The sequence below is a fragment of the Serratia sp. X10 genome (genome assembly GCF_017811775.1).
Lineage (GTDB): Bacteria > Pseudomonadota > Gammaproteobacteria > Enterobacterales > Enterobacteriaceae > Serratia > Serratia ureilytica.
In genome coordinates, this window is record NZ_JAEIOH010000001.1 from 634,109 (window position 1) to 646,756 (window position 12,648).

12 protein-coding genes and 3 tRNA genes are annotated in these 12,648 nt (G+C 58.0%); 5 read left to right on the top strand and 10 right to left on the bottom strand.

Translation table 11 applies throughout. The features are described from left to right. Positions 1 to 34: 34 nt before the first annotated feature. Together sufE and J9788_RS03280 are read left to right on the top strand one after the other, a co-directional pair. Positions 35 to 451 carry a cysteine desulfuration protein SufE gene (gene sufE / locus J9788_RS03275; protein WP_047026200.1) on the top strand — a complete coding sequence of 139 codons (417 nt, stop codon included), beginning with the start codon at positions 35 to 37 and terminating at the stop codon, positions 449 to 451. Positions 452 to 749: 298 nt separating this feature from the next. Then, positions 750 to 1,763 (top strand): L,D-transpeptidase family protein, encoded by a 1,014-nt coding sequence (locus J9788_RS03280; RefSeq protein ID WP_046898494.1) that lies wholly within the window; start codon positions 750 to 752, stop codon positions 1,761 to 1,763. A gap of 139 nt (positions 1,764 to 1,902) precedes the next feature. On the opposite strand, the gene J9788_RS03285 is transcribed toward J9788_RS03280, so the two are convergent. The 7 genes from J9788_RS03285 to J9788_RS03315 form a co-directional block, all read right to left on the bottom strand. Next, positions 1,903 to 2,139 (bottom strand): major outer membrane lipoprotein, encoded by a 237-nt coding sequence (locus tag J9788_RS03285; protein WP_004931354.1) that lies wholly within the window; start codon positions 2,137 to 2,139, stop codon positions 1,903 to 1,905. 308 nt (positions 2,140 to 2,447) lie between these two features. Then, the gene (pykF, locus tag J9788_RS03290) at positions 2,448 to 3,860 is read right to left on the bottom strand and encodes a pyruvate kinase PykF (protein WP_033642909.1); all 1,413 of its coding nucleotides are present in this window, start codon (positions 3,858 to 3,860) and stop codon (positions 2,448 to 2,450) included. Between the two features lie 393 nt (positions 3,861 to 4,253). Continuing rightward, entirely contained in the window at positions 4,254 to 4,559 is a 306-nt protein-coding gene (locus J9788_RS03295; protein WP_046898493.1) for a cupin, read from the bottom strand. Positions 4,560 to 4,680: 121 nt separating this feature from the next. After that, a tRNA-Val gene (locus J9788_RS03300) sits at positions 4,681 to 4,757 on the bottom strand. A 20-nt stretch (positions 4,758 to 4,777) separates the two neighbouring features. Then, positions 4,778 to 4,854, bottom strand: a tRNA-Val gene (locus tag J9788_RS03305). A gap of 20 nt (positions 4,855 to 4,874) precedes the next feature. Then, positions 4,875 to 4,951 (bottom strand) — tRNA-Val (locus J9788_RS03310). 181 nt (positions 4,952 to 5,132) lie between these two features. Beyond that, complete coding sequence (locus J9788_RS03315) at positions 5,133 to 6,509, bottom strand: MATE family efflux transporter (protein ID WP_182264559.1); 1,377 nt, start codon at positions 6,507 to 6,509, stop codon at positions 5,133 to 5,135. A gap of 238 nt (positions 6,510 to 6,747) precedes the next feature. Here J9788_RS03315 and J9788_RS03320 point away from each other — a divergent pair, with 238 nt between their 5' ends. Together J9788_RS03320 and J9788_RS03325 are read left to right on the top strand one after the other, a co-directional pair. Continuing rightward, positions 6,748 to 7,398 (top strand): riboflavin synthase, encoded by a 651-nt coding sequence (locus tag J9788_RS03320; protein WP_046898491.1) that lies wholly within the window; start codon positions 6,748 to 6,750, stop codon positions 7,396 to 7,398. 53 nt (positions 7,399 to 7,451) lie between these two features. After that, on the top strand, positions 7,452 to 7,745 hold the full coding sequence (locus J9788_RS03325) for an I78 family peptidase inhibitor (protein ID WP_182264558.1): 294 nt from the start codon (positions 7,452 to 7,454) through the stop codon (positions 7,743 to 7,745). Between the two features lie 71 nt (positions 7,746 to 7,816). On the opposite strand, the gene cfa is transcribed toward J9788_RS03325, so the two are convergent. Both cfa and punC read right to left on the bottom strand, forming a co-directional pair. After that, positions 7,817 to 8,968, bottom strand: coding sequence for a cyclopropane fatty acyl phospholipid synthase (gene cfa / locus J9788_RS03330; protein ID WP_046898489.1), 1,152 nt, complete (start codon positions 8,966 to 8,968; stop codon positions 7,817 to 7,819). Positions 8,969 to 9,311: 343 nt separating this feature from the next. Then, positions 9,312 to 10,523, bottom strand: coding sequence for a purine nucleoside transporter PunC (gene punC / locus J9788_RS03335; protein WP_046898488.1), 1,212 nt, complete (start codon positions 10,521 to 10,523; stop codon positions 9,312 to 9,314). 123 nt (positions 10,524 to 10,646) lie between these two features. Between punC and punR the strand changes: the two genes are divergently transcribed. Next, the gene (gene punR, locus J9788_RS03340) at positions 10,647 to 11,603 is read left to right on the top strand and encodes a DNA-binding transcriptional activator PunR (protein ID WP_046898487.1); all 957 of its coding nucleotides are present in this window, start codon (positions 10,647 to 10,649) and stop codon (positions 11,601 to 11,603) included. On the opposite strand, the gene purR is transcribed toward punR, so the two are convergent. Then, entirely contained in the window at positions 11,591 to 12,616 is a 1,026-nt protein-coding gene (purR, locus tag J9788_RS03345) for an HTH-type transcriptional repressor PurR (RefSeq protein ID WP_004931336.1), read from the bottom strand. The genes punR and purR overlap by 13 nt on opposite strands. Positions 12,617 to 12,648: the final 32 nt, after the last annotated feature.

The window sequence follows — 12,648 nt, forward strand, 5'->3', positions numbered from 1 at the left end:
CGGGGCGCGTCCTCGGCGGTACAAAAGGATCCCCATGGCGAATTTGCCGGACAAAGACAAATTGGTGCGTAATTTCTCCCGCTGTTTGAACTGGGAGGAGAAATACCTGTACGTGATTGAACTCGGCGCCAAATTGCCGCCGCTGGACGAGGCCGAGCGGCAGGCCGAGAACCTGATTTCCGGCTGCCAGAGCCAGGTGTGGATCGTGATGCGCCGCGATGAGCAAGGGCAGGTCGAATTCCATGGCGATAGCGACGCGGCGATCGTCAAAGGGCTGCTGGCGGTGGTGTTTATTCTTTATCGTCAATTAACGCCACAGCAAATCGTCGAGCTCGACGTGCGGCCGTTTTTCACCGAGCTGGCGCTCAGCCAACATCTGACGCCTTCGCGCTCGCAGGGGCTGGAGGCGATGATCCGCGCCATTCGCAGTAAAGCCGCTCAGCTGGCCTGATCCTTAACGCCACTGCTCTTTAAAGGCTCATTGATATATTCGCTTTGTCAATGAGTCTTTACAATCCGCCGTTTTCCCCAGGAATCACCCCCCAATTCAGTGATATTTCAGCAGCTTACCCATTGACGTTTCGTTGACAATCAACGACGGTGATTACGTTATAACGTGTTGATTTTTAGAGAACTTATTGCCTTTGATGCCAGCGTTGCTAGTATTAATCAGGTATTGTCTGATTTACCCACCGCCAGGCGCTCGTTAGCCTTGGGGGCGAACCGTCATAAAAAATATAGGGATGATAATGAAACGTGCGTTGAGTTTAATGGGCATGGTCTTCGCCACCGTACTGGCCGGCACGCAGGCCGCCAGTGCGACCGAATACCCGCTGCCGCCGCCGGACAGCCGTCTGATCGGTGAAAACACCACTTATACCGTGCCAAACGACGGCCGTCCGCTGGAGGCGATCGCTGCCGACTACAAGATTGGCCTGCTGGGCATGCTGGAAGCCAACCCCGGCACCGATCCGTTCCTGCCTAAGCCGGGTACGGTGCTGACCATTCCGACCCAAATGCTGCTGCCTGACACCAAGCGTGAAGGGATCATCGTCAACCTGGCCGAGCTGCGCCTTTACTACTATCCGAAAGGCGAGAATAAAGTGATCGTCTATCCGATCGGTATCGGCCAGACCGGGATGCACACGCCGCTGGAAGTGACCTCCATCAGCCAGAAGATCCCGAACCCGACCTGGACGCCCACCGCCAACATCCGCAAGCGCTATCAATCCCAGGGCGTGACGCTGCCTGCGGTGGTGCCGGCCGGTCCTGAGAACCCGATGGGGCTGTTCGCCCTGCGTCTGGCGATGGGGCGCGGTGAATACCTGATCCACGGCACCAACGCCAACTTCGGTATCGGCATGCGCGTCAGCTCCGGCTGTATTCGCCTGCGTCCGACGGACATCGAGGCGCTGTTCAACATGGTGCCGCGCGGCACTCGGGTGCAAGTGATCAACGATCCGGTGAAGATTTCGGTCGAGCCGGACGGCAAACGCTATGTGGAAGTGCACCAGCCGCTGTCGCGGGTGGAAAGCGACGATCCGCAGACCATGCCGATCGCGTTGTCTAAAGCGGAGAAAGCCTTTGCTGCCGATGGGCAAACCGATCGCGCCGTGTTCGATAGCGCGGTTGTACGCCGCTCTGGCATGCCGGTGCTGGTCAATGTAGGGGAGAGCCCGTCTGAGGTGCGTTTAACGCCTGCAGAGGCTCCTGCGGCGAATAAGAGCCCATTCAAGGCAGCACCAATCAGCTCGGTGAACTAAGTTTGCCGGATTGAGCGGTCGAAGAGGGGTTCAGCGTGCTGAACCTCTTTTTTTGTCTGCTGCGCAGGAAAAGTCAGTCCAAGAAACAGGCAAAAAAAACGGCGCACAATGTGCGCCGTTTTCAATAACCAAAGCTATCTTACTTTTTGTAAGCGTGAGCTTGGTTGTCCAGACGCTGGTTAGCGCGTGCTGCGTCGTCTTTAGCCGCTTGAACGTCAGAACGCATTGCGTTCACGTCGTTGCTCAGCTGATCAACTTTAGCGTTCAGAGTCTGAACGTCAGAAGACAGTTGATCGATTTTAGCGTTGCTAGAGCAGCCAGCCAGCAGAGTGGAACCCAGGATTACCGCGCCCAGTACCAGTTTAGTACGATTCATTATAACACCCTCTAGATTGAGTTAATCTCCATGTAGCGTTACAAGTATTACACAAACTTTTTTCGAAAGAGAATAATTTTTTAGTGTTGAGGTGCTTTATTTTGATCGTTCGCTCAAACTTGCATCTGGTTTTACAAATTAGTTAAAAAAACGAGGGAAAACAGCCGGCTTCCATGGGACTACTCCGATTTGTTATTAGCTAAATAATGAGCAGATCGCGGTTGCGTTTTGAGAAAAATAGTTTACTGGCGATAAAAAAAACGCCGCAAAGCGGCGTTTTGATCAAGATAATTATGTCACGTTTTATATTACAGCACGTGTACCGAGGCGGTGTTGGTGGTGCCGCTCGGCACCAGCGCGCCGGAAACCATCACCACGACGTCGCCTTTTTGCGCCAGGCCGCTGGCCAGCGCGGCTTCTTTACCGATGCGGTAGAAGTCGTCGGTGGAGGCGATTTCTTTGACCATCTGCGGGATAACGCCCTTGCTCAGCACCAGCTGATGCGCGGTGGTCTGGTTGGTGGTCAGCGCCAGGATCACGGCGTTCGGGAAGTATTTACGCACGGATTTCGCTGACTTGCCGCCGCTGGTGGCGACGACGATCAGCGGCGCGTCCAGTTTTTCGGCGGTTTCAACCGCGCCGCGGCATACCGCTTCGGTGATGCGCAGCTTGCGGCGATCGTTCAGGGTATCGATGCGGCTTGGCATCACGCGATCGGTGCGTTCGCAGATGGTCGCCATGATGTTGACCGCTTCCAGCGGGTATTTGCCCTTGGCGCTTTCGCCGGACAGCATGACGGCGTCGGTGCCGTCCAGAATGGCGTTGGCGACGTCACCGGCTTCCGCACGGGTAGGGCGCGGGTTCTTGATCATGGAATCGAGCATCTGGGTGGCGGTGATCACCACTTTACGCGCACGGTTGCATTTTTCGATCATCATCTTCTGGGCGAAGATCACTTCTTCTACCGGGATTTCAACGCCCAGATCGCCGCGGGCAACCATGATGCCGTCGGACGCTTCGAGAATTTCGTCGAAGTTGTTCAGGCCTTCCTGGTTCTCGATCTTGGAGATGATCTGGATCTGCTCGCCGCCGTGCGCTTTCAGGTGCTCGCGGATCTCCAGCACGTCGGAGCGTTTACGGATGAAGGACGCCGCCACGAAGTCGACGCCTTGCTCGCAGCCGAAGATCAGGTCGCGTTTGTCTTTCTCGGCCAGCGCAGGCAGCTGGATGGACACGCCCGGCAGGTTGACGCCTTTGTTCTCGCCCAGGTCGCCGTTGTTCAGCACCTTGCAAACGACTTCGTTCTCGGTCACGTTGGTGACTTCCATGCCGATCAGGCCGTCGTCAACCAGCACGGTGTTGCCGATCTTCAGGTCGGCGGCGAAGCCGGCGTAGGTCACCGCCACGCGTTCGCTGTTGCCGATCACGCTCTGGTCGGTGGTGAAGGTGAAGGTTTGGCCGGCGACCAGCGAGGCGTCTTTGCCGCCTTCCAGTTTCATGGTGCGAATTTCCGGGCCTTTGGTATCCAGCAGGATGCCGGCGTTGATACCGGTTTTCGCCATCACGGCGCGCATGTTCTTGATGCGGTTGCCGTGCTCTTCATAGTCGCCGTGAGAGAAGTTGAGACGCATCACGTTCATGCCCGCATTGAGCAGGTTGGTCAGCATTTCTTCCGATTCGGTTTTTGGACCGATGGTACAAACAATTTTGGTCTTTTTCATGGCGGAGTTTTCTACAAGTTGTGATGGATAAAAAAACGAATTTGACCGGCGTTGTTTACGCCGATAGGGAATTTGAGCCGTGCCTGGTGGTGAAAAACATAGTTAAGGATAGGTGACGACAGTTGATGTGGGGCGGAAAAATTCAGCCCGCGCGGGGGCGCGGGGATGCTGCGCAACGGGGTGAGATTAAATCGTGTTGTTATTGCGTTTTCGCAGATCAAGGGCTGAAACCATTCAACTGATAGACGTTGCGCATTATAAAGGCTAAGCGGCGGGAAACAAAATAAAAAACCGCGGCGGTGCGGCGGATATGTCAAAACGAGGGCAAATGTGGCGCAAATGCAACGCGTTGCGTACAGCTTGTTGCGCAAATAACCTTGCTGTAAATGCGGCTTAGCGCGTTTGCGGGATTTCCAGCAGCACGCCGGCGCTCAGGCAGAAGCAGCCGCTGGCGACGTTGGCCGGCAGGGTCAGGCTCTCGCCGGCCCGCACTATCCGCGTGTCGCCGCCGAGGGTGAACTCGAATTCACCCGATATCACCCGGGTTTGCAGCGCCTGCGCGGGCTTTTGCAGCTGGCCGAAGGCCCCGGTCTCGAAACGCACTTCCGCTGCCGGCGAACCGTCGCTCATCACGCCTTCACGACGGGCAAGGCCATTGTCGAGCGGTAAAAAGGCGGTGTTGGCGGTGAAGGTGGTCATGTGGCGTTCCTGATGGCTGATGGCGGTAGTTCGGCGCAATCGACATGAAAAATCGAGCGGTCGGGCAGAGACGAAACAGCGAGAATTATAACGCGATAGGGGGAGAGGTGAATCAGCAATATGGTGCGTCCGAGTGGACTCGAACCACCGACCCCCACCATGTCAAGGTGGTGCTCTAACCAACTGAGCTACGGACGCACTGCACTGCTTCTGGAATTTGGTGCGTCCGAGTGGACTCGAACCACCGACCCCCACCATGTCAAGGTGGTGCTCTAACCAACTGAGCTACGGACGCACTGTACTGCTTCTGGAATTTGGTGCGTCCGAGTGGACTCGAACCACCGACCCCCACCATGTCAAGGTGGTGCTCTAACCAACTGAGCTACGGACGCATCTTTTCCTGTCTGTCATGGCTGACAGCGGGGACGAATATTAACGAGCTACCCGCGTGCTGGCAAGGGGAAAAACGCAATTTTATTCGGTATTTCACGCGATTGCTGAGGTTGTGCGCAGACAGGCGTTTTTTTCCGCAACCCGCTGCCCGGCCGGGGAGAAAACCGGCCGGGAACGGGCTCAGCGGGTAGAACGCTGCAGGATGACGGTGGTCGGCTGTTTCTGCAGCCAGCGCATGCGCAGCGCCATCATGATGGCGGCGAAGGTCAGGCCGATGATAAAGCCGATCCAGAAACCGCTCGGCCCCATCGCCGGCACCACCGCATCGGTCAACGCCAGCAGATAGCCGCTCGGCAGGCCCAACACCCAGTAAGCGATGAAGGTGATGAAGAAGATCGCGCGAGTATCTTTATAACCGCGCAGCACGCCGCTGCCGATCACCTGGATTGAATCCGAGATTTGATACAGCGCCGCCAGCAGCATCAGCTGTGAGGCCATCGCCACCACCGCCGGGCTGTCGTTGTACAGCAGGGCGATCGGTTCGCGGAAGGTGGCGGTAAACAGCGCGGTGCAGACGGCCATGGTGATGCCGACGCCGATGGCGGAGTAAGCGGCGACGCGCGCGCCTTCTACCGACCCTTCTCCCAGACGAAAACCGACGCGAATGGTGGCGCCGACGCCCAGCGACAGCGGCAACACGAACATCAGGGCGCTGAAGTTAAGCGCGATCTGGTGGCCGGCGACCGCGACGATCCCCAGCGGCGACACCAGCAGCGCCACCACGGCGAACAGGGTGACTTCGAAGAACAGCGCCAGCGCCACCGGCATGCCGATGCCGATCAGGCGCTTCAGCGCCGCCCAGTCCGGGCCGCCGAGATCGCCTGCCTGGCGCTTGATGTCGCGCTGCGAAGGTGCGCGCTTCACGTACCAGCGCATCATCAGGAACATGATCCAGTAGACGCTGCCGGTGGCGACGCCGCAGCCCACGCCGCCCAGCTCCGGCATGCCGAACTTGCCGTAGATGAAGATGTAGTTGATCGGGATATTCACCAGCAGGCCGAGGAAGCCGATCACCATGCCGGGCTTGGTTTTGGACAGCCCTTCGCACTGGTTGCGCATCACCTGGAAGAACAGATAGCCCGGCGCGCCCCACATGATGGCGTGCAGATAACCGACGGCTTTATCCGCCAGCTGAGGATCGATGTTGTGCATCATGTCGATGACGAATTTGCAGTTATACAGCACGACGATCAACAGCACGGAAACGCCGGAGGCCAGCCAGAAGCCCTGACGCACCTGATGGGCGATACGATCGCGACGGCCGGCGCCGTTTAACTGGGCGATCACCGGGGTCAGCGCCAGCAGCAGGCCGTGGCCGAACAGGATGGCCGGCAGCCAGATAGAGGTGCCGACCGCAACCGCCGCCATATCGGTGGCGCTGTAAGCGCCGGCCATGATGGTATCCACCACGCCCATGGCGGTTTGCGAGATTTGCGCGATGATCACCGGGATAGCGAGAGCCAATAAACTACGCGCTTCAATTAAGTACTTCTGCACGCATACACCTTTCTATTTATATATGTGGGAGGGAGGGCTGCCGCGAGAGGACAACAATTAAAATAGCGGAATTTTGTCAAAAATATTGTACCTGCTCGGCGTCGTTAAGCAAACGCCGCAGATAAATAGTTATTAAATGCGCAGGGACGCGTTTTTTGCCGTCGCGGATTTGGTTTTCCGCGCCAACTGGGGCAAACTGCCGGAAGCGTTTTAATCTATTGAGTAAGAAGAGGCACATATGTTCACCGGTATCGTACAAGGCACCGCGCCGCTGGTCGCCATTGATGAGAAACCCAATTTCCGCACCCATGTGATCGAGATGCCTGCAGAACTGCTGCCGGGGCTGGAGCTGGGCGCGTCGGTGGCCCATAACGGCTGCTGCCTGACCGTCACCGCGGTGGAAGGCAACCGCGTCAGCTTCGATTTGATCAAGGAAACGTTGCGCCTGACCAACCTCGGCGATCTGGCGCTGGGCGACATCGTCAATATCGAGCGCGCGGCGAAATTCAATGATGAAATTGGCGGTCATTTGATGTCCGGCCATATTATCTGCACGGCGGAAGTGGCCAAAATTTATACCTCGGAAAATAACCGTCAGGTATGGCTGCGCATGCCGAATGCGGAATTGATGAAATATGTGCTGCACAAAGGTTTCATCGGCATCGATGGCATTAGCCTGACCATCGGCGAAGTGGTGAATAACCGTTTCTGCGTGCATCTGATCCCGGAAACCCTGGAGCGCACTACGCTGGGTAAAAAACGCCTGGGCGATAAGGTGAACATCGAGATCGATCCGCAAACGCAGGCGGTGGTGGACACCGTCGAGCGTGTGTTGGCCAATCGGGAAGCGACGCTGGCGGCGGCGATAGCGCCGGCGCACAAAGACTGACAGCGATGCGGCGTTGCCGCCGACATCGAATTATAAGCAGAGAGGAGAAACGCGTGAAGTTTTATGGGAAAACGTTGTTGTTAACCGCGTTGCTGGCGCTAAGCGCCTGCAGCAGTTCACCTGAGCAGGGCGGCGGCGCGCAAGCGGCCGATGCGGACGACACCTGCGGCGCTTCGCAGTATCAAAACTTCGTCGGCAAGCCGATGACGTCGCTGGAAGGCGTGCGGATCGAATCCAAGGTGCGCGCCATTCCGTACAACTCTGCCGTCACTATGGATTTCAACCTGCGTCGTTTGAACTTCCTCGGCGATCGCGACGATAAAATCATCCGCGTATACTGCGGCTAAGTCGCCTGGTTCGAAAAAGCAAAAAAAGCCCCGGCGATGTTGTTGCCGGGGCTTTTTTATTAGGGGAGCGTTCAGCGTGCGACGCGGATGCCGCCTTCAACGCCTTTCGGGCTGAACACCACCTGCCAGAGCTGCAGGTCGCGCGCCCGAAACGCGCCGGCGCAGGCGTTCAGGTAATAGCTGAACATCCGCTCGAAGCGCTCGGAATAACGCGGAGCAAGCTGCGGCCACGCCTGTTTGAAGCGCTCGAACCAGGCCATCAGCGTGCGATCGTAGTCGGCGCCGATGTTGTGCCAGTCTTCCATCACGAAATGGCCTTCGCTGGCCTCGGCGATATGCCTCACCGAGGGCAGGCAGCCGTTCGGGAAGATATATTTGTTGATCCACGGATCGACGTTCATATCGGTCTTGTTGGAACCGATGGTGTGCAGCAGGAACAGGCCGTGCGGTGCCAGATTGCGCTCCACCACGTCGAAATAGGTGCGGTAGTTTTTCGGCCCGACGTGTTCGAACATGCCGACCGAGACGATGCGATCGAACTGCTGGTGCAGATCGCGATAATCCTGCAACAGGATCTGCACGTCCAGCCCGGCGCAGCGCGCCTGAGCCAGCTTCTGCTGCTCGGCGGAAATGGTCACGCCGACCACCGACACGCCGTAATTTTTCGCCGCGTAGGCAGAAAGGCCGCCCCAGCCGCAACCGATATCCAGCAAGCGCATGCCCGGCTGCAGCTGCAGTTTTTCGCAGATCATCCGCAACTTGGCTTCCTGCGCTTCTTCCAGCGTTGTGGCGTCTTTCCAGTAGCCGCAGGAGTATTGCATGTAAGGATCGAGCATCAGCGTAAACAGATCGTTGCCAAGATCGTAATGCTCTTTGCCGACGATCCAGGCGCGTTTTTTCGATTGCAGATTGGTCAGGCGCGCTGCGGCGATACGCAGGGTATCTTTCAGATGGTGGGGGAGCTTCTTCTCCAGCCCGGCGCTGACCACGCGCTGGAAGAACATATCCAGCCGCTCGCACTCCCACCAGCCGTCCATATAGCTCTCGCCGAGACCCAGTGAGCCTTGCTGCAAAACGCGTTTAAAGAATTCGGGGTTTTTAACCTGAATATCGAAAGGGCGCGATCCGTTAATTTCGATACCGGCCAGACCGAGCATTTCGTGCGCGATACGGTACCACTGGTTATCCTGGATGCTCAGATCTTCTATACACGATGAACTCATAGCTTCTCCATCACCTTCTTCTGACTGATGACCCGTTAGGAAACAGCTTAGACAATTTCTGCGGGTGCATACGTATACCAACGGGAAATAAGCCCGCGGCGTCTGATATCCGACTATGAACAGAGGAAATTTAAAGAAGCGACCCGACGCAAACGGCGCAGGATAAACGCCTCTTTAAAAAAGAGTGTGACGCAAGACGCGTACACAACAGCTAATTGAGATATAGAGATTATAAGGTGTTACTTTACAAGGTTGTTTTTGAGTATAGGCGCGCCGAGTCATTGACTCAACTGTAAATCGCATTCGGCACGCATATTCTTTAAGTGACTATTTAGCTTGGCAATTATGACGCTGAGTTAGCATGCTCGCGCGGCGTTTCTTGCGGCGCCTTGGCCGCTTTTCCCCGCTGCAGGAAATACCCCAGCGCGGCCAGTATCACCGTGGACACCATCACCGTCACCGTCGCCAACAGCGGCTGCGCAATAAACGTCGATACCAGCATGCTCGCCACGAAACACAGCCCCAGCTGCAGCGTATTTTGCAGCGCGGCGGCTTTGCCGCTGCTGTCCGGGAACGGCATCAGCGCGTTGGCCACCATGATCGGATAGCCGGCGCCGTTGACCAGCGCCATCACGCAGAACGGGATCAGGAGCGTGGTGAGCGTCGGGTTGGTCAGGGTCGCCACCAGATACAGGGCCACCATGCTGACAGCATAAGCTACCAGCAGCCACGGCAGCAGGGTTTTGCCATTGATGCGCTTAAGCGCGGCGCGGCACCCGTAACCGCCCAGCAGGAAGGCCAGCGTCTGCGGCACATAGCTCAGGCCGATGTCGCTCGGGCCGTAGCCCATATCACCGAGGATAAACGGCGAGCCGGTCAGCCAGGCGAAGAAACCGGCCGAACAGGCGGCGTACATGGCGACATTGCCGCTGAATACCGGGGATTTCAATAATTGCCAAAAACTGACGCTGCTTTTTGGCGCGTCGACGGCGGGTTTTGGCCTGGTGTTCTCTTTGAGCAGCAGCGTCGGCAGCAGCAACAAGGCGGTGATGGCCAGCAGCACGGCGAAGATCGCGCGCCAGCTGGCGTGGTTCAGCAGCCAGGCGCCCAGCAGCGGCGCCAGCGCCGGCGATAGCGCCACCAGCGGCATGATGGTGGCGAATACGCGGTTGGCCTGGCCTTCACGATAGCGGTCGACCACCAGCGCTTGCCAGATGGCGGCGGCGGAACAGACGCCTACGGCCTGAATAAAGCGCAGTATCCAGAGCTGAGCGGCATTTTCCACCCACAGCATGCCCAGGCAGCCGAGCGCGAACAGCGTCAGGCCAATCAACAATACCGGTTTGCGCCCCAGACGGTCGGAGAGCGGCCCCCACAGCAGCTGCGCGAAGGCGAAGCCGGCCAAAAAGATGCTCAGGCTGGCGCTGACCGCGCCGGCGGAAATTTGCAGTTCCTCCCGCATGGCGCCGAAGGCGGGCAGGTACATATCGGTCGCCAGATAACCCAGCATGCTCAGGCCGGCGAGGTAGAACATAAAACCAAAGGAATTTCGCATGGTATTTCTCGTTAATATTTTAGTGTCGCAGGTTTTTAGCGCCGGCCAGTGTATCCGGCTGGATCTCTGCTTGTGAAACGGTAATATTTGCAAAGTGCTGTTAAAAAAATTGAAGGCAAAGCGATGTGGTCTGAATATTCTCTCGAGGTCGTTGATGCGGTGGCGCGCACCGGCAGTTTCAGCGCGGCGGCGCAGGAGCTGCACCGGGTGCCGTCGGCGGTAAGTTATACCGTGCGGCAGCTGGAGCAATGGCTGGCGGTGCCGCTGTTTGAGCGGCGTCATCGCGATGTGGAACTGACGCCGGCCGGCGCGCTGTTTATCAAGGATGCGCGAGCTGTTATCAAAAAAATGCTCGACACCCGCCGCCACTGTCAACAGGTGGCCAACGGTTGGCGCGGTCAGCTGAATATCGCGGTGGACATCATCGTCAAACCGCAGCGCAGCCGCCAGCTGGTGCTGGATTTCTACCGCCATTTCCCCGACGTCGAGCTGATGCTGCAACCCGAGGTATTTAACGGCGTGTGGGATGCATTGGTGGACGGCAGGGTGGACATGGCGATCGGCGCCACCCGCGCGGTGCCGGTCGGCGGCGGCTTCGCTTTCCGCGACATGGGGGATATGAACTGGCTGTGCGTAGTCAGCCCACAGCATCCGCTGGCGCAGCTGGCAGGGCCGTTGAATGACGACCGGTTGAGGCCGTACCCTGCGCTTTGTCTGGAAGACACCTCGCGCAATCTGCCCAAGCGCGTCACCTGGACGCTGGATAACCAGCGGCGGCTGGTGGTGCCGGACTGGACCTCGGCGCTCGACTGTTTGTGCGCCGGATTGTGCGTCGGCATGATGCCGGCGCATCTGGCGCTGCCGCGGGTGCAGCGCGGTGAGCTGAAGGCGTTGCAGTTGCAGCAGCCGTTTCCCGCCAGCCCCTGCTGCCTGACCTGGCAACAGGATAAACCGTCACCGGCGATGAGCTGGCTGCTGGCGTATTTGGGCGATGGCGAGACGCTGAATCAGGAGTGGCTGAGTGAGGCGGCACCGGAAGCCGTGTCGGCTTCCGGTAGGGAGGAGGATCAGCGGCGGTAGTCGATGAACGGACCGTCGGCGACCGAACGGCGTTCGACCAGTTTCGGATGCACTTCGATCACCTGCGATTCTTCGCGCTTGCTGATGATGCGATCCAGCAGCATGGTGAAGGCCATTTCGCCCAGACGCTCTTTCGGCTGATGAATGGTGGTCAGCGCCGGGGTGAAGTAGCGGGCGTTGCGCACGTTGTCGTAGCCGATCACGGAAATATCCTGCGGCACCCGCAGCCCCAGTTCGTCGGCGGCGCAGATGGCGCCCATCGCCATGATGTCGCCGCCGCAGAATACCGCGGTCGGTCGCTGTTTTTGCGACAGAATTTGATGCATCGCCTTGTAACCGGACTCCGGCTCGAAGTCACCCTGGACTATCCACTCTTCGCGAATATCGATATGCGCTTCCTGCAGCGCCTTCATGAAGCCCTGATGCCGACCGCCGCCGGTGTTGCGCGACAGCTGGCCCGGGATAGCGCCGATATCGCGGTGGCCGCGTTCGATCAGATAACGCCCGGCCAGATAGCCGCCCTCGAACGCGTTATCGATGATGGTGTCGGTGAAGTCGCCGCGCGCGGCGCCCCAGTCCATTACCACCATCGGGATGTTGCGGTAGTCTTCCAGCATGCCCAGCAGCTGATCCGGGTATTCGGAACACATGACCAGCAGGCCGTCGACGCGCTTTTGCGCCAGCATCGCCAGGTAGGCGCGCTGTTTGTCCAGATTGTTGTGCGAGTTGCACAGGATCAGGGTATAGCCTTTGCTGTAGCAGCTGTTTTCCACCGCCTCGATCACTTCGGCAAAGTAGGGCGCTTCGCTCGAGGTGGCCAGCAGACCGATAGACTTGGTGTGATTGACTTTCAGGCTGCGCGCTACGGCGCTCGGCGAGTAGTGCAGCTCTTTGATGGCGGCCCACACGGCCGCTTTGGTCTCTTCGGCGACGAAACGAGTCTTATTGATGACGTGCGAAACGGTGGTGGTGGAAACGCCCGCGCGTTTGGCCACATCTTTAATCGTTGCCATGTAAGGAATGACTCCTGAACTCACATGTTTAC